The organism is Pseudonocardia nigra (assembly GCF_019396355.1).
Taxonomy (GTDB): domain Bacteria; phylum Actinomycetota; class Actinomycetes; order Mycobacteriales; family Pseudonocardiaceae; genus Pseudonocardia; species Pseudonocardia nigra.
Genome location: NZ_JAHKRK010000009.1, coordinates 1 through 23891, shown reverse-complemented (window position 1 = coordinate 23891; position 23891 = coordinate 1). Strand labels below are relative to the sequence as shown.

Annotated in this window: 23 protein-coding genes and 1 pseudogene; 5 read left to right on the top strand and 19 right to left on the bottom strand. The window is 74.5% G+C overall.

What is annotated here, in order from left to right; all coding sequences use genetic code 11:
* Positions 1 to 30 precede the first annotated feature (30 nt).
* The 5 genes from proC to KME75_RS04090 form a co-directional block, all read right to left on the bottom strand.
* Positions 31 to 843 carry a pyrroline-5-carboxylate reductase gene (proC, locus tag KME75_RS04110; RefSeq protein WP_219413170.1) on the bottom strand — a complete coding sequence of 271 codons (813 nt, stop codon included), beginning with the start codon at positions 841 to 843 and terminating at the stop codon, positions 31 to 33.
* Positions 844 to 961: 118 nt separating this feature from the next.
* Positions 962 to 1813 (bottom strand): thioesterase family protein, encoded by an 852-nt coding sequence (locus tag KME75_RS04105; protein WP_219413169.1) that lies wholly within the window; start codon positions 1811 to 1813, stop codon positions 962 to 964.
* Between the two features lie 53 nt (positions 1814 to 1866).
* Entirely contained in the window at positions 1867 to 2721 is an 855-nt protein-coding gene (locus KME75_RS04100) for a sugar phosphate isomerase/epimerase family protein (protein ID WP_219413168.1), read from the bottom strand.
* The gene (locus KME75_RS04095; RefSeq protein ID WP_219413167.1) at positions 2718 to 3785 is read right to left on the bottom strand and encodes an Rv0497 family membrane protein; all 1068 of its coding nucleotides are present in this window, start codon (positions 3783 to 3785) and stop codon (positions 2718 to 2720) included. The genes KME75_RS04100 and KME75_RS04095 overlap by 4 nt, the downstream gene beginning before the upstream one ends.
* Positions 3782 to 4792 (bottom strand): Ppx/GppA family phosphatase, encoded by a 1011-nt coding sequence (locus KME75_RS04090; protein ID WP_219413166.1) that lies wholly within the window; start codon positions 4790 to 4792, stop codon positions 3782 to 3784. Before KME75_RS04090 ends, KME75_RS04095 begins: the two co-directional genes overlap by 4 nt.
* Positions 4793 to 5040: 248 nt before the next feature.
* Here KME75_RS04090 and KME75_RS04085 point away from each other — a divergent pair, with 248 nt between their 5' ends.
* A complete protein-coding gene (locus KME75_RS04085) occupies positions 5041 to 5952 on the top strand; it encodes a putative endonuclease domain-containing protein (protein WP_219413165.1) in 912 nt (303 codons plus the stop codon).
* Between the two features lie 146 nt (positions 5953 to 6098).
* Here KME75_RS04085 and KME75_RS04080 read toward each other — a convergent pair whose 3' ends face one another.
* The 5 genes from KME75_RS04080 to KME75_RS04060 all read right to left on the bottom strand — a co-directional run bounded on the left by KME75_RS04080 (position 6099) and on the right by KME75_RS04060 (position 10177).
* Positions 6099 to 6788 carry a response regulator gene (locus KME75_RS04080; protein WP_219413164.1) on the bottom strand — a complete coding sequence of 230 codons (690 nt, stop codon included), beginning with the start codon at positions 6786 to 6788 and terminating at the stop codon, positions 6099 to 6101.
* A gap of 14 nt (positions 6789 to 6802) precedes the next feature.
* Complete coding sequence (locus KME75_RS04075; protein WP_219413163.1) at positions 6803 to 7996, bottom strand: sensor histidine kinase; 1194 nt, start codon at positions 7994 to 7996, stop codon at positions 6803 to 6805.
* Positions 7997 to 8189: 193 nt separating this feature from the next.
* Positions 8190 to 8924, bottom strand: a complete 735-nt coding sequence (locus KME75_RS04070; protein WP_219413162.1) for a phosphoglyceromutase — start codon at positions 8922 to 8924, stop codon at positions 8190 to 8192.
* 31 nt (positions 8925 to 8955) lie between these two features.
* The gene (locus KME75_RS04065; protein ID WP_219413161.1) at positions 8956 to 9567 is read right to left on the bottom strand and encodes a hypothetical protein; all 612 of its coding nucleotides are present in this window, start codon (positions 9565 to 9567) and stop codon (positions 8956 to 8958) included.
* Between the two features lie 79 nt (positions 9568 to 9646).
* Positions 9647 to 10177, bottom strand: a complete 531-nt coding sequence (locus KME75_RS04060) for a MarR family winged helix-turn-helix transcriptional regulator (protein ID WP_308282539.1) — start codon at positions 10175 to 10177, stop codon at positions 9647 to 9649.
* 84 nt (positions 10178 to 10261) lie between these two features.
* Here KME75_RS04060 and KME75_RS04055 point away from each other — a divergent pair, with 84 nt between their 5' ends.
* Positions 10262 to 10771, top strand: coding sequence for a VOC family protein (locus KME75_RS04055; protein ID WP_219413160.1), 510 nt, complete (start codon positions 10262 to 10264; stop codon positions 10769 to 10771).
* Positions 10772 to 10780: 9 nt separating this feature from the next.
* On the opposite strand, the gene KME75_RS04050 is transcribed toward KME75_RS04055, so the two are convergent.
* Complete coding sequence (locus KME75_RS04050; protein WP_219413159.1) at positions 10781 to 11539, bottom strand: GntR family transcriptional regulator; 759 nt, start codon at positions 11537 to 11539, stop codon at positions 10781 to 10783.
* Positions 11540 to 11986: 447 nt separating this feature from the next.
* Between KME75_RS04050 and KME75_RS42580 the strand changes: the two genes are divergently transcribed.
* A complete protein-coding gene (locus KME75_RS42580) occupies positions 11987 to 12175 on the top strand; it encodes a dihydrofolate reductase family protein (protein WP_372452555.1) in 189 nt (62 codons plus the stop codon).
* Positions 12176 to 12402: 227 nt separating this feature from the next.
* Here the strand turns inward: KME75_RS42580 and KME75_RS04040 are convergent, their stop codons facing one another.
* A complete protein-coding gene (locus KME75_RS04040) occupies positions 12403 to 13977 on the bottom strand; it encodes an AMP-binding protein (protein ID WP_219413157.1) in 1575 nt (524 codons plus the stop codon).
* Positions 13978 to 14351: 374 nt separating this feature from the next.
* Between KME75_RS04040 and KME75_RS04035 the strand changes: the two genes are divergently transcribed.
* Positions 14352 to 14657, top strand: a complete 306-nt coding sequence (locus KME75_RS04035) for a hypothetical protein (protein ID WP_219413156.1) — start codon at positions 14352 to 14354, stop codon at positions 14655 to 14657.
* 44 nt (positions 14658 to 14701) lie between these two features.
* Here the strand turns inward: KME75_RS04035 and KME75_RS04030 are convergent, their stop codons facing one another.
* From KME75_RS04030 to KME75_RS04010, 5 genes are all read right to left on the bottom strand, one after another.
* Positions 14702 to 15634, bottom strand: coding sequence for a DUF4349 domain-containing protein (locus KME75_RS04030; protein WP_219413155.1), 933 nt, complete (start codon positions 15632 to 15634; stop codon positions 14702 to 14704).
* Between the two features lie 68 nt (positions 15635 to 15702).
* On the bottom strand, positions 15703 to 16200 hold the full coding sequence (locus tag KME75_RS04025; protein ID WP_219413215.1) for a type III secretion system chaperone family protein: 498 nt from the start codon (positions 16198 to 16200) through the stop codon (positions 15703 to 15705).
* A 4-nt stretch (positions 16201 to 16204) separates the two neighbouring features.
* Positions 16205 to 17518 carry a D-inositol-3-phosphate glycosyltransferase gene (mshA, locus tag KME75_RS04020; protein WP_219413154.1) on the bottom strand — a complete coding sequence of 438 codons (1314 nt, stop codon included), beginning with the start codon at positions 17516 to 17518 and terminating at the stop codon, positions 16205 to 16207.
* A gap of 28 nt (positions 17519 to 17546) precedes the next feature.
* Complete coding sequence (locus tag KME75_RS04015; RefSeq protein ID WP_219413153.1) at positions 17547 to 20423, bottom strand: sacsin N-terminal ATP-binding-like domain-containing protein; 2877 nt, start codon at positions 20421 to 20423, stop codon at positions 17547 to 17549.
* 109 nt (positions 20424 to 20532) lie between these two features.
* Positions 20533 to 21312 (bottom strand): DUF3027 domain-containing protein, encoded by a 780-nt coding sequence (locus KME75_RS04010; RefSeq protein WP_219413152.1) that lies wholly within the window; start codon positions 21310 to 21312, stop codon positions 20533 to 20535.
* Positions 21313 to 21340: 28 nt separating this feature from the next.
* On the opposite strand from KME75_RS04010, the gene KME75_RS04005 reads away from it, so the two are divergent.
* Positions 21341 to 22111: a glutaminyl-peptide cyclotransferase gene (locus KME75_RS04005; protein WP_219413151.1), complete on the top strand. Its 771-nt coding sequence runs from the start codon at positions 21341 to 21343 to the stop codon at positions 22109 to 22111.
* Between the two features lie 3 nt (positions 22112 to 22114).
* Here KME75_RS04005 and KME75_RS04000 read toward each other — a convergent pair whose 3' ends face one another.
* Together KME75_RS04000 and KME75_RS03995 are read right to left on the bottom strand one after the other, a co-directional pair.
* Positions 22115 to 23491, bottom strand: coding sequence for an MFS transporter (locus tag KME75_RS04000; RefSeq protein ID WP_219413150.1), 1377 nt, complete (start codon positions 23489 to 23491; stop codon positions 22115 to 22117).
* 79 nt (positions 23492 to 23570) lie between these two features.
* Positions 23571 to 23891, bottom strand: a pseudogene (locus tag KME75_RS03995) (hypothetical protein); the annotation flags it as partial.

Genomic DNA, 23891 nt, shown 5'->3' with positions numbered 1-23891 from the left:
TGGGGGCACCGCTGTGTCGGTGCGCTCGCGTCAGCGGCGTTCCGCGGCGCGGCCCAGTTCGACCGATCGGTCCCGCGCCGCCTCGATCGCCGCGATGAGGGCCGCCCGCACCCCGTGCTTCTCCAGCTCTCGGATCGCGGCGATCGTCGTCCCGGCCGGCGAGGTGACCGCCTCGCGCAGGATCACCGGGTGGTCATCGGACTCCCGCAGCATCGTCGCGGCGCCGAAGGCCGACTGCACGATGAGGTCGGCCGCGACCGTGCGCGGCAGGCCGAGCAGGATGCCGGCGTCGATCATCGCCTCGACCAGGAAGAAGAAGTAGGCGGGACCGGAACCCGACAGCGCCGTCACCGCGTCCTGCTGCGACTCCGGCACCCGGACGACCCGCCCGACCGCGCCGAGCATCTTCTCGACGACGGCGAGCTGCTCGTCGGTGGCGTGAGTGCCCGGGGAGATCGCGCTCATCGCCTCTCCGACGACCATCGGGGTGTTCGGCATGACCCGCACGACCGGCGTGCCGGCCGGCAGCGCGTCCTCGAAGAGCGCGGTGGGCAGGCCCGCGCACAGCGACACCACCAGGGTGCCGGGGCGCAGCGCCGGGGCGAGCTCGGCGAGGACGGGCGTGATGTCCTGCGGCTTGACCGCGACCACCACGATGTCGGAGCGTTCGACGGCCGCCGGCACGTCCACCGCGGTCACGCCGTGGCGGCCGGTCAGCTCGGCGACCCGCTCCGGGTGCCGCTCGACGAACACCAGATCCTCCGGGGCCTGCCCCGACGCGACGAGTCCCGCGAGCAGCGCCTCACCGATCTTCCCGGCCCCGAGCAGCGCGATCCGTGTCATGGCGCTGACGGTAGCCGCAGCGCCCGGCGGTACCGGCGTCCGCCCAGTGCCGGCAAGGTGGCGATGCTGCCGTCCAGTGGCAGCATTGTCACCTTGCTGGCGCCTCCCAGGCGGCACCTCAGCGCTGCAGTGGGGCCAGGGCCAGTTGCCGCGCCTGGCAGACCAGCCGGCCCGCCGCGTCGACCACCGCGACGTCCTCGTCGAACCAGGTGCCCGCCACCACCGTCGAGCGCGACTCCAGGCGCAACCACCCGGGCGCCGGGTGGGCGCGCAGCAGGGCGGTGAGCTGGACCGTGGGGGCCCAGCCGAACCGGCCGCCGACGTTGAACACCGTGGGCGGCAGGATGTCGCCCGCGAGCAGCGCGAACAGCACGTCGGCCGGCTCGCCGCGCGGGCGCACCCATCCGCGCAGCACCGGAGGGGCCTGCTCGCCCCGGCGGAACGCGGCGGTCGACTCGTCGAGGCGCAGGTCGCACGCCGAGGCCAGGCCGAAGACGCGGCCGTCCGCACCGGGGTCGGTCGCATCGGCGGTCGGCTCGGGCGCCAGGTCCGGCAGGTCGGCCCACTGCGGCTCGTCCGCGGGCAGGCGCCCCGCGGTGACCGTGGCGGCCAGCATCGGCCGGTCGCCCTGCGTCATCCGGACCGCCACGACCGACGCCGTGCGGCCCGCCTTGAGCACCTCGGTGCGCAGCTCCACGGGCCCCGGGTCGGGGGCGCGGAGGAAGTCGGCGGCGATGGCCAGCGGGTCGGGCGCGGCGCCCGGGGCGTCGGCGTCGAGGCGCGCCAGCCCGGCCCGGGTCAGGAGCGCGAGCAGCAGGCCACCGTGCGCCTTCGTCCCCACGGTCCACAGCGGACCCAGCTCGGCGCCGTAGCGCCCCTCGCCGAGCGGCTCGATCGCCACGGCGTCGCGGAAGGGCTGGGCCCGGTCGACCTCGGCGTCGGCGGTGTCGACGGCGGAGTGCTGGCGCATCCGACAAGAGGTATCACCGCGGTGCGGCGGGCCGGGGGCGATGTGACCGACGTCTAACGCGCGGGCGCGGGGTCGGGCCGCGGCGCCGGACGCTCACCTGCCGTGGGCTGCAGGTGCAGCCGGGCGAACAGCAGCGACTCGGCCAGCACCGCGGTGCGCTCCTGCCGGGTGCGGCACCGCCGGGTGCTCACCTCGATGACGACGACACCGCCGAACCCACGCTCGGTGAGCCGCTCGCACACCTCGGCGCACGGCTGGTTGCCCCGCCCGGGGACCAGGTGCTCGTCGCGCGGCGCCCCGCTGCCGTCGGCGAGGTGCACGTGCGTGAGCGACTGCCCCATCCGGTCGAGCATCGCGAGCGCGTCTGACCCGGCGGCGGCGGTGTGCGACAGGTCGAGTGTGTAGTGGGCGTGCCCGACCTCGGTGGGATCGAAGCCCGGGCTGTACGGGACGCTGCGGACCCGGCCACGGACCACCGGGAACATGTTCTCCACCGCGAGGGCGACCCCGGCGTGCTCACCGGCGCGCGCCACCTCGGCAGCGAACTCCTCGGCGTAGCGACGCTGCCACCGGAACGGCGGGTGCAGCACCACGGTGCGCGCGTCCAGCGCGGCCGCCGCGGCGACCGACCGCCGGATCCGGCCGATCGGGTCGGCACCCCACACCCGCTGGGTGACGACGAGGCACGGGGCGTGGACGGCCAGCACGGGCACGCCGTACCGCTCGGCGAGCCGGGCCACCGCGGGCACGTCCTGGCTGACCGGGTCGGTCCACACCATCAGCTCGACGCCGTCGTACCCGAGCTCGGCCGCCAGCTCGAACGCCGCCTCGACCCGCTCGGGGTAGACCGACGCGGTGGACAGGGCGACGGGTGGGGCGGGCCGCATCGCGGGCAGCGCGGCGTTCATTGTCCCAGCAGCACGAGTATCGCCGGGGACACCGTCAAGAGCAGGCCGACGAGCACGGCGAACGCCGTGGTGCGCATGTCGTCGTTGCGCAGCAGCGCGCGGACGACCACGACGAGCCCCACGGTGACGAGCACCGCCGCCGCCAGCGCCACCACCGGCAGGCTGCGCCACAGGAACCGGAAGGCCACCCACAGCACCGCCCCGCCGAGTGCGCCGGCGATCCACTGGGCCAGCACCGCGGCCCAGGCCTGGCCCGCCGACCCCTCGGCCATCTGCCTGAGCCCGCGCCGGGGCCGCTCGGCGCCGGCGGCCTCGTCGTCTGGCTCGTCGGCGTACGCCGGCTCCGCCTCGTCGAGATCGGCGGCGCCGAGTCCGGCGGGACGGTCGTCGAAGTCCACCGGTGCCGCCGCCTCGGTGGGCGGCCCGCCGTCGTCCGGCTCGTCGCGCCGGGACGCGGTGCGGGCGCGGTGCCACGCCTCCGCGCCGGCCGGGGCCGCGCCGACCATGGTGGACCGTCCGCCGTCGTCGGCGGCGTCGTGCTGCGGCTCGGCGTCGTCGACCGGCCGTTGCTGCTGGATGGGGGCGGTGAGGCCGGCGTCGGCGGCCGCTTCCTCCCGGAAGCGCGGGATCTGCTCCGTGGGGCGCTCGCGCACCGGCTCGGGCGCCGGCGCGGACCGGCGGGCGGCGGGGGGTGGCGGCCTGCCCTGGTCCGATTCGACCGCGAAGTTCGGCAGCGGCGTCTCCCGGGAGGGCGCCTCCCGCGCCGGAACCTCCCAGGGCATCGGCTCAAGCGGCTCGGGCTCGGGTGCGCGCCTGCGACCGCCCTGCTCCCGGGCCTGTGGGTCGGCCACCCGCTCCCGCAGCACCGAACGGTCGGGCTCCGGAGCCGGTGCGACGTGCCAGGGCGCTGCGCCGTTGCCGTTGCCGTTGACCGGGCGGGCCTCCTCCTCGTCCCCGTCGGCTTCCCGCCTGCGGCGCCGACGACCGGTGGCACCGGCGTCGCCGTGCTGGGCGAGCAGCTCGGCGACCGTGCGCTGGCGTGGCTGATCGGTCTCGGGACTCATCCAGTACACCGTGCCTCGTACGTCGTCAAGCGTCCAAGCCCGTCCGGCGCGTCCTGCGCCGAGCGGTCGATCTGAGCCGTCCCATCGAGCGTGTCGAGCCTCCGAAGGATGACGCCTTCGCGCAGCGCCCACGGGCAGATCTCGAGCTGTGTGACCCGCAGCGCGCGCATCGCCGCCTCCGCGACGAGCGCCCCGGCCACCAGCTGCCGCGACCTGCTCGCGCTGACGCCCTCGAGCTCGGCGAGGTCGCCCGCGGACATCCGCGTGATGAACGAGGCGAGCTGCCGGAGCCCGACGTCGGTGAGCACCCGGCGGACCCGCGGCCCCGCGCTCGACGGCGCCGCCCCGGTGAGCCGGGCCAGCGAGCGGAACGTCTTCGAGGTGCCGACCGCGAGCTCGGGATCGCCGGCGCGTCGCAGCCTGCGCGCCACCGGGGCCAGCTGCGCGTCGAGGTGGTCGCGGAGCGCAGCGATGTCCCTGCGGGCGGGCGGGTCGGAGCGGAACCAGTCCCGGGTGAGCCTGCTCGCACCCAGCGGCAGCGACGCGGCCGCGGCGGGCAGCTCGTCCAGGCCCGCGGCGAGCTCGAGGGAGCCACCACCGATGTCGAGCACCAGCAGGCGCCCCGCCGACCAGCCGTACCACCGGCGGACGGCGAGGAACGTGTACCGCGCCTCGTCCTCCCCGGGGAGGACCTGCAGCGCCACCCCGGTCTGGTCCCGCACCTTCGCCAGCACAGCCGCCGAGTTCGTGGCGTCGCGCAGCGCGGAGGTGGCGAACGCGAGCAGATCGGTGCAGCCCGCCTCCGCCGCGGCGGCGTTGGCCCGGTGCACGGCGCGGATCAGCGCGTCCGCCCCCACCTTCGTCAGCGCGCCCGACGCGTCGAGGTTCTCCGCGAGCCGCAGCTCGGTCTTGTCGGACGTCATCGGGGTGGGGTGGCCACCGCGGTGCGCGTCCACGACGAGGAGGTGGACGGTGTTGGAACCGACGTCGATCACACCGAGGCGCACGGGCCCAGGCTACTGCCCCGTCGTGATGATCTCGTGACCAAGTCCGCCGGTCCGCACTTCCGGGTGAGCCGAACCCCGCTGATCAAGGCGCTGACGTCCCTTGTCGATCTGTCAGAGCGACGTCTTCGCCTTGATCGCGGGGGTTCGAGCGGGCGCCCAGTTGCGAGGGTTGTCCACATGCCCTCCGGGTTGTCCACAGCTTCGTGGATCGGGCCCCACGACGACGGCTCCGGCGCCATCGTCTCGGCATGCGAAGCCCGCTCCGCGCCATCGCCGCGGCCCAACACGGCGCGTTCAGCGCCCGTCAGGCAGTCACCTGCTACAGCCCGCGCGAGCTCCGCTCCCGAGTGAGCGCTGGGCGCTGGCTACCGGTGCACGAGCGCACGTACCGCTGCCGGACGAGCGAGCCAAATGCCCGGCTCCGGCTCGCCGCCGCCGCCGTGCTCAGCATCGGCCGGCCGGTCCCGGCATGCCTCCACACCGCCGCCGAGCTGCACGGCTTCGGGGTGCTCGACGACCCCGTCACACACGTCGCGGTCGGAACCGACCTTCCGTGTCGGCATCGGGACGGGCTCTGGCCCCACCAACTCGCCCTCGCCCCGCGCGACGTGGTCACGCTGCGCTGCGGGGCCACTCGCCACCTCCGCCGACCGCACCGCCGTCGACCTCGCCCGCCTGCTCCCCGGCTGGACGTGCTGCCGGTGCTCGACGCGGCCTCGGCGGCAGGTGTCTGCACCCCGGAGTCGCTGGCAGCAGAGGTGGAACGGCATGCCGGGTTGCGCGGCGTGCGGCAGGCCCGCGAGCTGATCCCGCTCGCCGACCACCGCCCCGAGTCGCCGCAGGAGTCCCGCCTGCGCCTGCGCTGCCACGACGCCGGGCTGCCGCCACCGACGCTCCAACTACCGGTCCCGGACGCACGCGGAAAGGCCTGCCGGTGGATCGACCTGGGGTGGGAGGAGGTCAAGGTCGGCATCGAGTACGACGGGGAGCAGTACCACGACGACACGCCGGACCGCCGGCGCTCCGACCGCCGCCGCCACAACTTCCTGCAGGACGACGGCTGGTCGATGTTCTACGCCACCGACCTGGACGTCTACCGCGACTTCGGCGACCTCATGGCCAAGGTCGGAGCGGCGATCGACCGGCGCTCCCGTCGCTGACCCCGCCGAGGTGAAGCGGCGACGCTGCGTGCCTCGGAACCCCGCTGATCAAGGCGCAGACGTCGCCCTGACAGATCAACAAAGGACATCGGCGCCTTGATCAGCGGGCTTTCGTCGACATCGCGCAGACACCGCGCGCCGGCCGCTCAGCTCTCGAACTTGTAGCCCAGCCCGCGCACCGTCACCAGGTGCTGCGGTGCGCTCGGGTCCGACTCCACCTTCGACCGCAGCCGCTTGACGTGCACGTCGAGGGTCTTGGTGTCGCCGACGTAGTCGGCCCCCCACACCCGGTCGATGAGCTGGCCGCGGGTGAGCACCCGCCCGACGTTGCGCAGGAGGTACTCGAGCAGGTCGAACTCCTTGAGCGGCAGGGCGATTTCGGCGCCGTTCACCGCGACCACGTGCCGCTCGACGTCCATCCGCACGGGGCCGGCCTCCAACACGCCGGGCAGCCCGTCGGTCTCGGGTCCGCCCTCGCCGCCGCGGCGGAGCACGGCGCGCACCCGGGCGATCAGCTCGCGGGCCGAGTAGGGCTTGGTGACGTAGTCGTCGGCGCCGAGCTCCAGGCCGACGACTTTGTCGATCTCGCTGTCCCGGGCGGTCACCATGATCACGGGGACGGCCGAGCGGGTGCGCAGCGCCTTGCAGACGTCGGTGCCGCTCATGCCGGGGAGCATGAGGTCGAGCAGCACGATGTCGGCGCCGTTGCGGTCGAACTCCTCCAGCGCGTCCTGCCCCGTGGTGGCGATGGCCGTGGTGAACCCCTCCTTGCGGAGCAGGAACGCGAGCGGGTCGGCGAAGGACTCCTCGTCCTCCACGATGAGCACCCTGGTCATGTGATCCTCTCAACTCACCCGACGCGGTCGGGTAGGTCTGCGGTGCGGCGGACGGCGCCGTCGGGCTCGTCCCCGGCCTCGTCGTCGGACACGGTGGAGACGGGCAGCCGCATGGTGAAGGTCGAGCCGGTGCCCGGGCTGCTCCACAGGCGCACCTCGCCGCCGTGGTTGGCGAGCACGTGCTTGACGATCGCGAGCCCGAGCCCCGTCCCGCCGGTGGCGCGCGACCGGGCGGGGTCGACGCGGAAGAACCGTTCGAACACCCGCTTCTGGTGCTCCGGGGCGATGCCGATGCCCCGGTCGGTCACCGCGATCTCCACCCAGTCCCCCGCCCGGCGCCGCGACACCGACACCGACGCCTCGGCCGGCGAGTAGGCGATCGCGTTCTCCACGAGGTTGGACAGGGCGGTGACCAGCAGCGTCCGATCGCCGTCGACCTCGAGGCCCGACGGCGCGTCCACGATGATCTCGATCCCCGCCGACTCCGCCGACAGCTTGCACCGGGCCAGTGCTTCCCGGATGACCTCGTCGACGTCGACGGTGCACAGCTCGGGCAGCCGCTCGGCGCCGGTGAGCCGGGAGAGCGCGATCAGCTCGGTGACGAGGTTGCCCAGCCGCGTGGCCTCGTTGAGGATCTTCGTGCCGAACCGGCGGACCTCCTCGGGGTCGTCCGCCGCGTCGAGCACCGCCTCGGCCAGCAGCCCGACGGCGCCGACCGGCGTCTTCAGCTCGTGGCTGACGTTCGCGACGAAGTCGCGGCGGGTCGCCTCCAGCCGCACGGCCTCCGACGTGTCGTCGGCCTCCACCATGCTGAACCCGTCGCCGAGCGGCCGGACGTGGGCGAGCACCGCGGCCGGCTGACGGCCCCGGTGGTCCAGCGGGGACAGGTCGACCGCGATCGTGGTGCCGGCCTGCAGCACCTGCTGCCCAGCGGCGGCGGCCCGGGCGTCAGGGCGCCCCGCCCGGACAACGCCGAGCTCCTCGGCGCGCTCGTTGTGCAGCACCACGTCGCCGCTGCGGTTCAGCACCGCGAGGCCCTCGTCCGACGAGCGGAACACCCGTTGCAGCAGGTCCGCCACCGGCGGGCCCGGCAGGTCCTCCACAGGGGCGGGGGCGCCCTCGGCCTGCCGGGTACCCCAGCGGGCCCCGAGCACCAGGCCGAGCGCGAGCGCCCCGGCGGCGATCGCCACCCACAGCAGCGCGTTCACGGCCGCATCGTAGGCAGGCCGACGGGTCGGAAGGCCAGTCCACAGGCCCCGCCGTGACGCTGCTGACGTCGGAAAACGGCAGATTTCCGCCCTCGTTCACACAGAGTTCACCCGGTCGGGGAACCCGTCCGGTCAGCACGGGTCCGCCCCGCGAGCTCCGCTCAGCTCTCCCGGTTCGCTCCGCAAGCTCCGCTCAGCGCCCCTGGGACGCCACCGCCGCCGCTGCCGTCGCCGCCGCCTCCGGGTCGAGGTAGGTGCCGCCGCTGACCGTCGGGCGCAGGTCCTCGTCGAGCTCGTAGCGCAGCGGGATGCCGGTGGGGATGTTCAGCCCGACGATGTCGCTGTCGGAGATCTGGTCCAGGTGCTTGACGAGCGCCCGCAGCGAGTTGCCGTGCGCGGCGAGCAGCACGACCTTGCCCGCGCGCAGGTCGGGGACGACGCACTCCTCCCAGTACGGCAGGAACCGCTGCACGACGTCGGCGAGGCACTCGGTGCGCGGCACCTCGCCGGGCGCGTAGCGCGGGTCGCCGTCCTGGTCGAACTCCGAGCCCGGCTCGATCGGGGGCGGCGGGACGTCGTAGGAGCGGCGCCACTCCATGAACTGCTCCTCGCCGAACTGCTCGAGGGTCTGCTTCTTGTCCTTGCCCTGTAGGGCGCCGTAGTGCCGTTCGTTGAGTCGCCAGTCGCGCCGCACCGGGATCCAGTGCCGGTCGCAGGCGTCCAGCGCCAGGTTCGCCGTGGAGATCGCCCGGCGCAGCAGGGACGTGTGCACGACGTCCGGCAGGAGCCCGGTCTCGCGCATCAGCTCGCCGCCGCGGCGCGCCTCCTGCTCGCCGGTCTCGGACAGGGGCACGTCCACCCAGCCGGTGAAGAGGTTCTCGGCGTTCCACACGCTCTGTCCGTGTCGCAGCAGCACCAGTGTTCCCATGGGTGCAACTCTGCCAGGCGGCGGCGACTTCTCAGGCGGCCACCGTCAGGGTGCGCAGCGACGTGTCGATGGCCGCTTCGTAGTCCGCCCAGGCCTCCACCGGCGCCGTGCCGGTGATGATGACGGTGGCCCCGTCGTGCACGGTGAACAGCTGGAGGTTGCGCAGCTCGAACCCGATCTCCGGGTGGCGGAACGTGCCTCCGAACAGGTGCGCGGGCGTGCCGTCGGCGAGGACGACCGATTCGTCGGCCGTGGAGCCGTATCCCGGCACGTCCGCCAGCTCGCGGCGCACCCCGGCGACGGTGGCCTGCAGGTCCGTCGCCCGCTCCTGCACCAGGACGTTGATGTTGGCGCTGAACGGGCCGGCCGTGGCGTGGAACGGTTGCGGGTCGACGAACAGCACGGCCGTGTTCTGGACACCGCTGGTGTCGGCGACCCACCCCGCCGGGGGGACGAGCGCGAAGCGACCCTGCGCGTCGGTGAACTCCCCCTCCCGCGGAGGGAGCGGTACGGCGGTGGGGGACGGCGGGGTCGACAGCGCAGCCGGGTCCGGGGCGGCGCGGCCGGCGACGGTGGCGGTGCAGCCGGCGGCCGCCAGTGCGACGGCCAGCGCCAGCGCGACGCGCGGCACCGCGTTCCGCATCGGTCCCCCTCCCGATCAGGGACATGGTCGCCCACTCGCGGCCGCGGCACCAGGGGTGACACCGGTCGGGCGGGCGCCGTCAGTGCGTGTCGTCGGTGCCGGTCGGGTCCGCCTCGGCGAGCGCCTGCGGCAGCCGCGTCGGCTCCGCGTCGGGCGACAACCCGGAGACGACGGCCCGGCAGATGTCGCGCAGCTGGCCGACCTGCTCAGGGGTCAGCCGGTCGAACAGGTGCTCGCGCACGGCCCGCACGTGTCCGGGCGCGGCCGCGGCGAGTGCGGCGAACCCGTCGTCGGTGAGCCGGGTCAGCGTGCTGCGGCGGTCGTTCGGGCAGGGCGTCCGGCGCACCCAGCCGTTGCGCTCGAGCCGGGCGACGGCATGCGAGAGCCTGCTCTGCGAGCTCTGCGTGATCGCGGCCAGGTCGCTCATCCGCAGGGTGCGGCCCGGGACCTCGGAGAGCATCGCGAGGATCTGGTAGTAGGCGTGCGGCATGCCGGAGGCGCGTTGCAGCTGCCGGTCCAGCGCCGCCTCCAGGAGCGCGCTCGCCGCGACGTAGGACAGCCACGCGTCCAGCTCGTCGGGTTCGAGCCAGCGCTCGTCGTTGCGGTTCACACACCCAGATTACGGGAAGACAGTTGAGTGTTCATGTGTTCTGCCGTACCGTTCTAGTTGAACACTCAATAAAAGGGGATCGTGATGCCCGTCCAGCGCCTCAACCACGCCGTGCTCTACATCCGCGACCTCGACGCCAGCGTCGAGTTCTACAGCCGGGCCCTCGGGTTCCGCGTCGTCGCCGGTGCACCCGGCCGCGCCGCCTTCCTCCAGGCCGAGTCCTCCACCAACGACCACGACCTGGGACTGTTCGCGATCGGCCCCGACGCGGGCGCCTCGCAGGCTGGCCGCACGACCGTGGGGCTCTACCACCTGGCGTGGGAGGTCGACACCCTCGCCGAGCTGCAGCGGATCGCCGGTGTGCTGAGCGGGCGTGGCGCGCTCGCCGGTGTGTCCGACCACGGGTCGACGAAGGCGCTCTACGCCCGCGACCCGGACGGGATCGAGTTCGAGGTCAGCTGGCTGGTGCCCGCCGACCGGCTCACCCCCGACGTGCAGATGACCACGGCACCGCTCGACCTCGAGGCCGAGATCGCCCGGTACGGCGCCGACACGAAGGGCGGGATCGGGGTCTCGGTCGCCGCGACCGCGTGACCCCGTGCGTCACGCCCCGATGTCCATCCGGTAGCCCTCGATGGCGGAGAAGCGCGCGGTCACGCTGAACCGGTCGGCGCGCACGAGCGTCTGCCGCCACTCGACGGGCCGCTCGCCTGCGATGCCGAGCCGGTCGATGGCGAAGGCCGCCACGCCCACGTCGACGCCGAGCAGTTCGCGTTCGGCAGGAGCCGGGACGACCGCGCGGATCCGCTCGCTGCCGCCCGTGACGCGCACGCCGCAGCGCGCCGCGTACTCGGCGTAGAGGCCGGTGCGCCCGAAGTCGACGTCGAGCAGCGGCGCCGCGAGCTCCTCCGGCAGCCAGACGCGGTCGACGGCCAGCGGATCGGAGTCGGCGAACCGCAGGCGCTCCAGGTGCACCAGCGGCGTCGACTCCTCCAGCCCGAGCCGTGCCGCCACCACCCCGTCCGCCCGCACGTCCAGCGTGCGCACGACGCTTCGCTGCACCTGCCCGGTCGCCTCCACCGCGGAGAACAGGCTGAACATCTCCCCGAGGGACTGCTCGATCTCGGCAGGCTCCGCACGCCGCGGGGTGCGGCCGCGTCCGGCGATCACGAGCCCCTCCTCGCGCAGTCTGCGCACCGCCTCGCGCACCGTGTGCCTGCTGACGCCGTACTCGGCCACGAGCGCCAGCTCGCCGGGGAAGGCCGAGGTGAACTCGTCGTGCTCCAGACGGCGGCGCAGGTCGGCGAGCAGCTGCGCCCACAGCGGCTCACCCGCGAGGCGGTCGAGGGTCCGCGCGGTCATGGTCGGGACGGCGCACGGTGCGACGTCGGCCGGGGGATCACCGGGAAAGTGCACCACCGGGGCTGCCGCGCAGGCAAGCGGCTGTGGTCGACGGCGCGGCGGCCGCTGATCACACGGTAGGGTCAAAGGCAGGTAAAGACGGAGGTAGCGGATTCGTGCAGCAGGCAGCCGGGGGTTTTCGGCGCCTGCTGGGCACCGCGATGGCGGTCCTGACCGTGCTCGCCGGGCTCACCTTCATCGGGCAGGCGGCGGCCGCGCCGACCGCCGGACCCCCGACCCCGCCCACTGCGGATGCCCGCGGGTCGCTGCTCGACGTGCTCGAGGGCGCGGACGACGACGCGACCGCCGGGACGCGCAACGGCCTGCCGACCTGGCCAGGGGCGGCCGGGCAACCGGACGCGGCACCGGGCGGACACCAGGCGGCCGAGCGCCGCCGGCGACAAGTACGTGAACGTCCTCGGCGCGAACGTCGCCGAGCAGTGCATCGAGGCAAGGCTGCTCGACGAGGTCCTCGTGTTCGTCGCCCCGGTGCTGCTCGGTGACGGCGTGCGCCTGTTCCACCACCCCGGCGGGACGAACGTGCGACTGACCCCGATCCCGGGCGAGGCGGCGCACTGGTACAGCGTCGTCCACTGAACGGTCATCTGCTGACCTGCAGTGTCGGCGTCCTGGTGAGGCCCCGAACGCTCAGACTCCCGCCGCAGCCGGTGAACACCGCGCCTGCTCGACCGCGCCGCCGTCGGCGCCGCGATCGATGCTCGACGAGTCATCCGGACGACGAGTGCCCCGGCGCCTGAGTGGGTGCCGGGGAAGTCGCCTGTTCCGCACCGGTCCCGTGGACGGCCCCGGAAGCGACCGACGGCTCAGCTCGTCGCCGCTTCCCGAGCCCGCAGGTCCTTGCGCAGGATCTTGCCCGACGCCGACTTGGGGATCTGCTCGATGAACTCGACCACCCGCACCTTCTTGTGCGGGGCGATTCGCTCGGCGACGAAGGTCATCACGTCCTCGACGGTGAGGTCGGCGGCCGACTCCTGGCGCACGACGAACGCCTTGGGCACCTCCTCGCCCTCCTCGTCACGCACCCCGATCACGGCGGCGTCGGCGATCTTGTCGTGGGTGAGCAGCAGGGCCTCCAGCTCGGCGGGCGGAACCTGGTAGCCCTTGTACTTGATCAGCTCCTTCACCCGGTCGACGATCGTGAACACGCCGTCGTCGGTGACCGTGGCCACGTCGCCGGTGTGCAGGTAGCCGTCGGCGTCCAGGGTGGCCGCGGTGGCCTCCGGGTTGTTGAGGTACCCCACCATCACGTTGGGGCCCTTCACCCACAGCTCGCCGCGCCCGCCGGGGCCGACCTCCTCGCCGGTGTCGGGATCGACGAGCTTGCTCAGCACGTTCGGGATGGCGACGCCGACGCTGTTGAGGTCGATGTCGGGCCGGTCGTCGGGCATCGCGTGGCTCACCGGGCTGAGCTCGGTCATGCCGTATCCCTGCAGCACGGTGCAGTTCAGGCGCTTGGCCACGGCGTGGCCGAGCTCGGCGTCGAGCGGGGCGGCGCCGGAGAAGACGATGTCGACGCAGGACAGGTCGTACTGGTCGACGATCGGGTGCTTCGCGAGCGCGACGGCCACCGGCGGCGCGATGTAGACCCGCTGGACCTGGTACTCGGAGATGACCCGCAGGAACTCCGGCAGGTCGAACTTGGGCATCGTGACGACGGTGGCCCGCGCGTGCAGGCCCTGGTTCATCATCACCGTCATGCCGTAGATGTGGAAGAACGGCAGCACCGCGAGGATCTTGGTGTCGGTGCCGACGTTGCCCAGCGGCTTGATCTGCTGGAGGTTCGCCACCAGGTTGCGGTGCGTGAGGATCACGCCCTTGGCCCGGCCGGTGGTGCCCGAGGAGTACGGGAGCACGGCCGTGTCGGCCGGGCCGACGGTCGCGGCGGGCGGCTCGGCGGAGGTGGCCAGCAGGTCGCGCAGTGAGGTGTAGCCCTCGGCACCGTCCAGCACGATGATCGAGTCGGCCGGCATGCCCGCCTCGGCGACGGCCGCTGCGGCCCGGTCCACGAACGGGGACACGGTGAACAGCAGCTTCGCGCCGGAGTCGGAGAGCTGGTGTGCGAGCTCGCCCGGGGTGTAGAGCGAGTTGGCGCTGGTGACGATCGCGTTCGCCCGCAGGATGCCGTGGAACACGGCCGCGTAGTACGGGGTGTTGGGCGCGAACACGCCGACGACGTCGCCCGCCCCGATGCCGCGCTCGGCCAACGCAGCGGCGATCTTCAGCACCATGCCCTTCAGCTCGGTGAAGGTCACCGCCGCCCCGGATCCGCCGTCGATCAGCGCGGGCGCGTCCGCCCGATCACCGAAATCGGTGAAAAGGAAGTCGAACAGCGAGACCTCGGGGATCTCGACGTCCGGGTAGGGGCTGCGGACTGGCATGCGACGCTCCCTTGCGAGTTGCCGTACCGATGGACCGGCCGCACCGGTCGGGCGAATCATGCTAGATCCGGTTGCGGTTGCGAGCACCGTAAGTCGAACCACCCGAACGGCCTAGCCCTCAAGGGTTGTCGCCTCAATCACGCGGCTGCCATGGTGGGTCGGCCCGCGTGACGAGCTCGCTCGCCGGCGGGCCGGTCCCGGCGTCCCCTCGCCGTGACCGAGGCCCAGCCCGCGTGATACCCCCGATCCCGCGGCTGTGGCGGTTACCGCGGAGTGGCCCGAGTTCATGACTCCCCCTCAGATCCCGGGCCGCTCCGCCCCACCGGTCGCACCGACCCAATCCGTCCTTGCGCGCCGTCCGACACGCTGTCCCCATGGCACGAGCCCCGGAACCCGCGGCCGCGGCGATGTACGCAGCGATCACCGCCGTCAGGGCCGTCCTGGCCGACGACGCGAGCGGCGAGCGCCCGCACGCCGTCGACGACGTCGTCCGGGAGACCTCGCGGCGGCACGGCCCGGACGGGCTGACCGAGCTGGTGTTCCAGCTCGCGCACCTGGCCGCGGAGCCGTTCCGGCACGCGGACGACCCCCTCGGCGAGCTGGAGGCCTACGAACGCGACGTGATGCGGCTCGAGGTCGAGGCCGGCAGGGCGATCGAGGAGGGCGACACCGGCGGGTAGCCGGCCGAGGACCCGGGGGAGTTCCCGCCGCGACGAGGCACGGCTCAGGTCTCCCCGTCCGCGACCGGGCCGTCACCCGATACCCGCCGCCTCCGCACCGCGCGGCGCACCAGCCATGCGATTCCGCCGAGCACGGCCAGCGCCGGCAGGAACGGCACCAGGAACCCGACCGCGGCGGCCGCGACCGATCCGATCGCCCGCAGCCCCTCCCACCCGCTCGCGAGGCCGTCGAGGAAGCCCGGTGCGGGCGGGTCGGTCACCTGCGGGCCGCCGGGCGCCCGGAGGTCGACGGTCAGGGTCGACAGCGCCACCTGGTCACGCAGCATCTCGAGGCGGCGCGTCAGGGAGTCCAGCTCGGCCTCCCGAGTCGCCAGCTCGGACTCGATCGCGACGACGTCGCCGATCGACTCGGCCTCCGCGAGCAGCGCCCGGATCCGCGCCACGCTCGCCTGCTGGCTCGCGACGCGCGCGTCGAGGTCGACGACCTCCTCGGTGGCGTCGAGCGTCTGCGTGCTGCGCGCGGCGACGTGCCCGAACGCAGCGATGTCGGCCATCAGGCGATCGAGGGCGTCGGCGGGCACTCGCAGCACCAGCCAACTGCCGGTGTCGCCCGACTGCTCCTCGGTGACGAACCCGCCCGCGCCGGCTGCCGCGGTACGCGCCTGTCGCGCCGCCCCCGCCGGGTCCTCGACCTCGACGGTGAGCTGCGCCGTGCGCACCAGCGCGCGCTGCACGCCGCCCACGGGAACGCCCTGCGCGGGCGCGTCCGGCACGGCAGCGGAGCCGCTCGCCTCGCCGGATGACGTGCTCGCGTCGCGTTCCATCGCGATCTCGGGCTCCGCCGTCGCGATGGAGGGACGGCCCGCGGAGGCGCCACCACTGCTGCCGAGGCCCGCCACGGCCACGGCGACCACCACGAGGACCACCGCGCCGAGCCCGACCAGCACCGCCGTGCGCCCGCGCTTCCGTCCCGTCACGGCGCCAGGACGGCCACCGCCGGCACCGCGGTTGGCCGGGCGCGGTCACGATCCGATCTCGGGACCCGCTACGAGAACAGGTGCTCGAACGCCCGTAGGTTGGCCAGGCTCTCGCCGCGCTCCTGCCGCCAGGCGTACTCGCGCCGGATCGAGGCGGCGAAGCCCAGCTCCAGCAGGGTGTTGAAGTCACCGTCGGCGGCCTCCAGCACCTGCCCGAGCACCCGGTCGAGCTCGGCGGCGGTGACCGCGTGCAGACCGACGCGGCCGATCAGGTGAATGTCACCGACCCGGTCCAGCGCGTAGTGCACGCCGTAGAGCCGCGCGTTGCGCTGCAGCATGAACCGGTAGACGCCCTCGTGACCCTCGTCGGGCCTGCGGCACACGAACGCCTGCACGAACAGCGCGTGCTCGCGGACCAGCAGCCAGCAGTGCGTCTGGAGCCGGTTCGTGCCGGGCAGCGTGACGATGAACTGCCCCGGTTCGCGTCGGTGGTGGTCGACCTCCAGCTCGGCCAGCGCGGCGGTCACCGTCGCGTCGACCGCGCGCCCGTCCTCCGTACTCACGATGCGATCATCCCTGCGCGACCGCCCGCTCGCACGCCAGCCGCTGGCGGGCGGCGAACTCGGCGGCGGCGTCGGTGTAGGTCTCCAGCAGGGCGTCGGTGGTGCGCTCCCAGGAGAACCTCTGCGCGTGCTCGACCGCTCCCGCGGCCAGCTCGGCGCGCCGCCCGGGCACCAGCGCCACCGCGGCCAGCGCGTCGGCCCACTGGTCGGCGCCGTGACCGGGTACGAGCAGGCCGGAACGGCCGTCGGCCACGGCCACCGGCAGCCCCCCAACGCGGGCCGCGACCACCGGGGTGCCGCAGGCCTGCGCCTCCAGCGCCACCAGGCCGAACGACTCGTTGTGACTGGGCACGGCGACCACGTCGGCCGCCCGATAGACGTCGACGAGGCCGGCGCCGCCCTGCGGCGGGAGGAAGCGCAGCACGTCGCTGATCCCGAGGGATGCTCCGAGCTCGTGCAGGGCGGTGGGCTCGGTGAGCCCGCTGCCGGACGGGCCGCCCGCGACGAGCACGACGAGCCGGGAGCGCAGCGCCGGCTCGCGGCGCAGCAGTTCCGCCGCGGCGCGCAACAGCACGTCCGGGGCCTTGAGCGGCTGGATCCGGCCGACGAACGCGAGCACCACGGCGTCCGGCGTGATGCCCAGTGCGCGCCGGGCCGCCTGCCGGTCACCCGGGGCGAACCGGACGAGGTCGACCCCCGGCGGGATCGTGACGGTACGCGTCGGGTCGGCGTCGTACAGCTCGACGAGCTGGCGGCTCTCCTCGTCGGTGTTGCCGATCAGCCGGTCGGACTCGGCCACCACCTGGTCCTCGCCGATCACCCGCACGTTCGGCTCCGGCGCGTCACCGTCGGCGAGCGCGGCGTTCTTGACGCGGGCGAGCGTGTGGGCGCTGTGCACGAGCGGCACGCCCCAGCGGTCCTTGGCCAGCCACCCGACCTGTCCGGAGAGCCAGTAGTGGGAGTGGACGACGTCGTAGTAGCCAGGCTCGTGGCGGGCCTCCGTGCGGAGGACGCCCGCGGTGAAGGCGCACAGCTGGCTGGGCAGGTCGTGCTTGCCGAGGCCTTCGAACGGGCCCGCGACGACGTGCCGGACGAGCACGCCCGGCGCCAGCTCGGCCACCGGCGGGAGGTCCGAGGAGGTCGCGCGCGTGAAGATCTCGACGTCGACGCCGCGGCGGGCCATCCGGGTGGCGGTCTCCACGACGTAGACGTTCATGCCGCCCGCGTCACCCGTGCCCGGTTGCTCCAACGGCGAGGTGTGCACCGAGAGCAGGCAGACCCGCCGGGGTCGCCAGAACGCGCGGTTGCTCGCGGAAGTCACGACCCTGTGTAGCACGCCGCGAAGTCGTTCACTCCACAAGAGTGTCGTCGGCGAGCAGGCCGAGCAGCGCGCGCACGGGGTCGGCCGCGTGCCACCGGCCGGACCCGTCTCTCCAGGTCGGGACCGAGAACCGCCCGGTCACCGGCCGGGAGACGCGCACCCACAGCTCGTCGTGCAGCATCAGCTCGCCGTCCGGGACCGCCGGCCCCAGCGTGTGGCACGCCACGACGACCTCCGCCACATCCGCCCAGCGCACGGCCTTGCCGTCGCTCTCCACCTCGCCCGCGACGACGTCGGACGCGAGCGGCAGGTCGAGCAGGTCCGCCAGCGCGGCCGGGTCGTCGCCGCCGATCACGAGCTCGCCCGCTCCGAGTACGGCCGCGAGCCACGGCGCGTCGAGCACCATCGCCACCTCGACGTCGGTGACCGACCCGTCCAGCGCCCTGACCTGCTGCGGAAGCTCCAGGTCCGCCGGGTGCACACGGCCGGCGGCCACCGCGCCGGCCAGCGCGGCGTGCGCCTCGGCGACGAGCGCGGCGTGCGGGTGCCGCTCCGGATCGCCGAGGCGGGCCAGCAGGTCGGCGGCCGCGCGGGTGTCGGCGACGGTGAGGTCGGCGCGCACCCCGATCGCGGCGAGGACGGCCTCATCGACCTCGAGGGGCGGGGGCGGGTCGTAGACGGCGGCGAGGTGTTCGGCCGACGGGAGGCGCCAGTGCCCGGGGCGGCGGCCGCCGAGCCGGGCGTGGCGCGCCAGCCACCACGAGGTGTAGCCGTGCGCATCGCCGGTGATCGCCGCCCGGGTGTCGCGGTCGGCGGCGAGGACGGCGAGCGCGGCGGGCCACGCGTCGTCGGCCACCAGGTCCAGGTCCCGGACGGCCACCAACCGCGCCGGCGGCTCCTCCAGGCCGTCCCACCAACGGTCCTCGTCGTCGAGGTCGTGGTCGGGGCCTGCCAGGTCGTCCTCGGCGACCACGGTGAACCCGTCCAGCACCCCGACGGCGGTGAGCGCCGACCGCGGCAGCTTCGCCGCGAGGTCCGCATCCAGCACGTCGAGCGGGACGTCGTCGGCGAGCAGCGGCCGCAGCGCCGCGTCGGGCAGCATCAGCTCGTCGGCGCGGGCGGGGCGGCCCTCGGCGTCGGGGAGCGCCAGCGCGGCGAGGCCCGCGGGCGCCTCGCCCCGGTCGGCGACGAGCTGCAGCACGGCCTCGGCGAGCGGGGTGACGTCGAGCCCGGCCTCGGCGTCGTCCAGCGACCGATCGACGGCGTCGAGCAGCGCCGGGTGTTCGAGTAGACCCCCCGGGTCGGCCTCGGCCGCCCCCAGCCGGGTGAGCAGCGGGTGGAGGGCCGCCGGGTCTGCGAGGTGCAGCCCCGGCAGGGCCAGCGCCGCGATCGCGTCCACCGCGGCGGACGGCGGCTGCGGCGGGAGCAGCACGGTGGCCGGGCCCGGCGCGCTACGGCCGTCGCCGAGCGGGACGGGCAGGGCACGCAGCTCGTCGAGCAGCCCCGGCACGGTCTCCGCGAGCGGTTCCAGTGCGGCGTACACCGTACGCCACCACGCCGGCGGGCACTCGACGCCGAGCAGCCGGTCCACCAGTGCGGCCGTGCCGATCTGGGACACGCCGAGCGCTGCGGGCGGGGCCTGGTCGGTGGCCAGGAGCGCGTCGAACCCGGCATCGGCCTTGGCGAGCAGCGCGAGCAGGCGGTCGGCGGCGCCGGGCAGGTCCAGCCACTCGGCGCGGCCGGGCGCCACCTCGGCGCCCGTCACAGTGGGCAGCCAGTCCGCGCCGCGCAGCGCGTCGAGCAGCAGTTCCCGCAGCCGGCCGTCGAGCTCGGAACGTGGGAACCCCGCCTCGGGCACCAGCGCGACCCGCTGCTCGGGCGCGACGGCGCGGACCAGGTCGAGGTAGGCCGTCGCGGCACCGGCCAGCACGCGGTCGGCCGCCGGGCCGGGCCGCACGCGGCGCCGGTCGGGCTCCAGCGGGAGGGTCGCGATCAGCCGGGCGGGCAGGGCCAGCCGCTCGCCGCTCGCGGTCGGGGCGTGCAGCACGTCGTCGCGAACCGGATCGAGGGCGCCCTCGGCGGTGAGCGGCAGCGCCCAGCAGACGGTCCAGTCGCGCCGTCCGCGCTGCTCGGTGGCCTGTCCCAGCGCGTCGGCGTCGGTCAGCGTGCCCGTGGCGCGGACCAGCCGGAAGCGGCGGCCCCCGACCGTCACCTCGCCGTCGCCCGGGCCGTCCTCCCGGCGGACGACCTCGCCGTCCACCGCGATCTCGACGACGTCGGGCAGGGCGAGCAGCAGGTCGGCCGCGGTGGCGCGGGCCTGGGCGAGCAGCGCCGCCCCGTCGGTGCCGGGCCGCAGGGGCAGCCGCACCTCGGTGTCGAACCCGGCGGGCGGCTCCTCGTCCGCCGGCCAAACCAGCCGCAGGATCGGCGGCTCGCCGCGGCGGGCCAGCTCGGCAGCCGGACCGGGGAGCGCGGCGACGGCCTCGGCGGTGCGGGCCGCGGAGAAGGCGACGCCACCTCCCGAGCCGACGATCCGCGGGGCGTCGGAGACGGCCAGCACCGCGGCGAACCCGACGCCGAACCGGCCGACCGACCCGGCGTCGTCCCGCTTGGCGGACGCGCGCAGCGACGCGAGCGCCGCGACGCCGGCCGCGTCCAACGGCGCGCCGGTGTTGGCGACCCGCAGCTCGTTCCCGTCGAGCGCGACGCGCAGGCGGCCGGGAACCCCGGCGGCGCGGGCGGCGTCCGCAGCGTTCTGGGCCAGCTCGACGAACCAGGCGTCGGCGTAGCCGCCGAGGCGCAGGTCCTCCTCGGCGTTGGCGTCCTCCCGGAACCGGGTCGGCGAGGCCCCCCAGGCCTGGAGTACCGCAGCCCGCAACGAGCCGGTCCCGAACGGATCCGTCACCGCCGTCGCCCCGGCCCCGAACGGCAGCAAGGTGGCAATACTGTCACTGGACGGCAGTATTGCCACCTTGCTGGCATCTGCGGCGGGCGGGGGTGGCGCGCGGGGCGGCTCACGCGTTCGCGCTCGGCTCCAGGTCGACCCCGTCGTCGTAGACGAGCTCGGCGACCGCAACCGGCGACGCGGGCTCGAGCTGCACGTCGGAGTGGGCGCCGCAGCCGAAGGCGACGTCGACGACCGCGCCGTCGGCCGGGGAGTACTCGTTGCCGCAGACGCCGAACGCGCCCCGCATCGAACCCGCGAGCGGCAGCAGGAAGCCGCAGGTGACACACGGGGCGGGGGCGGAGCGGGCCATGTCGGAGCGGGGACCGTGCGGCCCGTCGTGCCAGCGCCGCGCCGCGGACTCCCGGCCCGCCCGCGACAGCACCTTCGACCGGCCGAGGCCGACCTCGCGGGCGACCTCCTCGATCGCCGGGTCGTCCGAGGCGAGGTAGCCGGGGACGAGGCGCTCGTCGCCGTCGGGCGTGGGCAGCAGGTCGCCGACACCGAGGTCACCGGGTCGGACCCGCTCGTGCCAGGGCACCCATTCGGGCGCGACGAGCGCGTCGGGGCCGGGCAGCAGCACGACCTCGCTGACCGTGACCGGCGTGTCGTCGCCCGCCCAGCCGAGCGTGACCGACCACCGCCAGCCGCGGTAGCCGCCCTGCGTGGCGGCGAAGTAGTGGGTGACCGCGCCCGGCCCTTCCGCGACGGCCTCCAGGTGCTCGCCCACCGCGTCGGCGGCGGCCTGCCGGCCGAGATCGGCAGCGGCTTCGTCGACGGCGGCGGACCGGGCCTGCGCCACCGCGTCCACGAGCCGGGTGGGCGCGTCGAGGGTCGGTACGGCGTTCATCGCAGGAATTGTGCCACCCTCTCCCGCTATGACCTTCGGCCGTGCACTGCTGGGCGCGCTGCTGCTGGTGATGGCGGGATGCGCCGCCGCGGCGCCCGCCCCCACCACCGCCGTCCTGCGGCCCGAGGTGCTGGCCGAGGTGCCGCACGACACCGCGGCGTTCACCCAGGGCCTCGAGATCGCCGACGGCAGGCTGTACGAGGGCACGGGGCTGGAGGGGCGGTCACAGCTGCGCGAGCTGGACCCCGCCACCGGCGCCGTGCTGCGGGCCGTCCCCCTGCCGGGTGAACTGTTCGGCGAGGGCATCACCGTCGTCGACGACCGCATCTGGCAGCTCACCTGGCGCGACGGCGTGGCGCTCGAATGGGACCGCGCCACGTTCACGCTGCTGCGGCAGGTCCCGATGGACGGCGAGGGCTGGGGGCTGTGCCGCGACGGCGACCGGCTCGTGCGCAGCGACGGCACCGAGCGGCTGCGCTTCCACGACCCCGTCACGTTCGCCGAGACCGGGTCGGTGACCGTGACGCTCGACGGAGAGCCGGTGACCCGGCTCAACGAGCTGGAGTGCGTGGCCGGGCAGGTCTGGGCCAACGTGTGGCAGACCGAGCGGATCGTCCGCATCGACCCGGGCGACGGGCGGGTCACCGCCGTGGTCGACGCCGAGGGTCTCCTCGACGCCGACCAGCGCGCCGCCGCCGACGTCCTCAACGGGATCGCGGCGGCGGGCGACGGGGAGTTCCTGATCACCGGCAAGCTCTGGCCGACGATGTTCCGCGTGCGGTTCGTCCCGGCCTCCTGACGGTCAGGGCGACACGTCCTCCAGCTTCCGGCCGGCGGTCTCGGGGCCGGCGAGCGCCACCACCACGCCGACCAGGCTCACCACACCCAGCACCGCGAACGCGACGGCGATGCTGCCGCTGGTGACGGCCGCGGCCACGACGATCGGGCCGGTGATGACGCCGATCCGGTTCCAGGCCGCCCCGATGCTGGTGCCGAGCGCCCGGGAACGGGTCGGGAACAGCTCCGGGGTGTAGAGGTAGAGCGTGATGTTGGCCGCAAAGCTGCACGTCGCCGCCACCGTGCTCAGCAGCGCCACCTGCCCGGCCGTGCCCGCGCCGGTCACCGCGAGGGCGAGCAGCGCCAGGCCGGCGAGGCTCATCCCGCCCAGCAGCACGCGACGGCGGCCGATCCGGTCGACGGTGAACGCGGCCGCCACGCAGCCGGTGAATCCGGCGACGGTGCTGAGCAGCGACAGCTGCAGCGCGTGGTCGAGGCTGAGGCCGTAGGTGCCGGTGTAGATCGTCGGCAGCCACGACGTGAGCCCGTAGTTGACGAAGAACGCGGTGAACCACAGCGCGGAGACGACCACGACACGGCGCCGGTACATCCCCTGGAACAGCTCGGCGAGGCGGGTGGTCGGCGCCGGGGCCGCCACCGGGGCCGCGGCCGGGGCAGGCGCGGGCAGCGGCCGCCCGGTGGACGCCTCGACGGCCCGCTCGATGCGCTCGACCTCGGCCTCCGCCTCCGCGAGCCTGCCCTTTGCCGCGAGCCAGCGCGGCGACTCCGGCACCGCCCGGCGCAGCAGCACCAGCATCACGACCGGCAGCACGCCGACCAGGTAGATCCACCGCCACCCGAACGCCGGCACGATCCACGTCGCCAGCAGGGCGGCGGCCAGGGTGCCCGCCGGGAACACCAGCTCGTAGAGCAGCACGAACCGGCCGCGGTTCTTCGCCTTCGCCAGCTCCCCGATGTAGGCGGCCGCGACCGGTACCTCCCCGCCGATGCCCATCCCCTGCACGAACCGGAGCAGCACGAACGCCCAGAACCCGGGGCAGATCGCGAGCCCCAGGCTGGCGATGACCGTGATGGCGAGCGCGATCCGGATCGTGCGCACCCGGCCGAACGTGTCGGCGGACCAGCCGGAGGCGACGGCACCGACGAGCATGCCCACCGAACCCGCCGTCACGGCGAGGGTGAGCTGCCACGGGGCGAGCGCCCACTCCTGCCGGATCACCGGGAGGGTGTAGGCGACCAGGAGCTGGTCGAAGGCCTCGAAGAACGTGACGATCCCGACGATCACCCGCACCTTGACGTGCCATCGGGAGAACGGGACGCGTTCCAGTCGGGCCACCAGCGCGGCGCTGGTGAGCTGCGGCGAGGGTCGGGCTGTGGTCATGGCGGATCCTTGTCGCGGGTCGTGGTGGAGTGTCCCTGTCCGGCAGGGCCCTGTCAGCGGGGCGATGCCGGGTCGTGCGTCACTGCGCGTGCGGGAGGGGTCGCCGGTCGAGCGCCTCGTGCAGGCGGTCGGCGGCGGCGGTCCACGACGCGACGGGCTCGGGGTGGGAGCCCGCCGGCGTCCCCACGCCATCGGGTGGTGGATCGAGCACCACGGTCGTGGCGAAGGGATGGCGCCGCGCCGCACGGGCGGCGGGCACCGCGCCGGACCCGGTGCCGAGGCAGCTGATCGCCGCCGCGGGGAGCCCGATCCGGGAGGTCAGGTGGGTGACGGCGGCGTCGACGTCGGCGTCGAGGTCGGCGTCGGTGAGCCGCGCGTAGGCGGCGTCGGCCGCCGGCCC

Excerpts from the sequence above, each read along its gene's own strand:
- proC (WP_219413170.1), bottom strand. The coding sequence starts at position 843 with ATGACACGGATCGCGCTGCTCGGGGCCGGGAAGATCGGTGAGGCGCTG.
- KME75_RS04105 (WP_219413169.1), bottom strand. The coding sequence starts at position 1,813 with ATGCGCCAGCACTCCGCCGTCGACACCGCCGACGCCGAGGTCGACCGG.
- KME75_RS04100 (WP_219413168.1), bottom strand. The coding sequence starts at position 2,721 with ATGAACGCCGCGCTGCCCGCGATGCGGCCCGCCCCACCCGTCGCCCTG.
- KME75_RS04095 (WP_219413167.1), bottom strand. The coding sequence starts at position 3,785 with ATGAGTCCCGAGACCGATCAGCCACGCCAGCGCACGGTCGCCGAGCTG.
- KME75_RS04085 (WP_219413165.1), top strand. The coding sequence starts at position 5,041 with ATGCGAAGCCCGCTCCGCGCCATCGCCGCGGCCCAACACGGCGCGTTC.
- KME75_RS04080 (WP_219413164.1), bottom strand. The coding sequence starts at position 6,788 with ATGACCAGGGTGCTCATCGTGGAGGACGAGGAGTCCTTCGCCGACCCG.
- KME75_RS04070 (WP_219413162.1), bottom strand. The coding sequence starts at position 8,924 with ATGGGAACACTGGTGCTGCTGCGACACGGACAGAGCGTGTGGAACGCC.
- KME75_RS04065 (WP_219413161.1), bottom strand. The coding sequence starts at position 9,567 with ATGCGGAACGCGGTGCCGCGCGTCGCGCTGGCGCTGGCCGTCGCACTG.
- KME75_RS04055 (WP_219413160.1), top strand. The coding sequence starts at position 10,262 with ATGCCCGTCCAGCGCCTCAACCACGCCGTGCTCTACATCCGCGACCTC.
- KME75_RS04050 (WP_219413159.1), bottom strand. The coding sequence starts at position 11,539 with ATGACCGCGCGGACCCTCGACCGCCTCGCGGGTGAGCCGCTGTGGGCG.
- KME75_RS04040 (WP_219413157.1), bottom strand. The coding sequence starts at position 13,977 with ATGCCAGTCCGCAGCCCCTACCCGGACGTCGAGATCCCCGAGGTCTCG.
- KME75_RS04035 (WP_219413156.1), top strand. The coding sequence starts at position 14,352 with ATGGCACGAGCCCCGGAACCCGCGGCCGCGGCGATGTACGCAGCGATC.
- KME75_RS04010 (WP_219413152.1), bottom strand. The coding sequence starts at position 21,312 with ATGAACGCCGTACCGACCCTCGACGCGCCCACCCGGCTCGTGGACGCG.
- KME75_RS04005 (WP_219413151.1), top strand. The coding sequence starts at position 21,341 with ATGACCTTCGGCCGTGCACTGCTGGGCGCGCTGCTGCTGGTGATGGCG.
- KME75_RS04000 (WP_219413150.1), bottom strand. The coding sequence starts at position 23,491 with ATGACCACAGCCCGACCCTCGCCGCAGCTCACCAGCGCCGCGCTGGTG.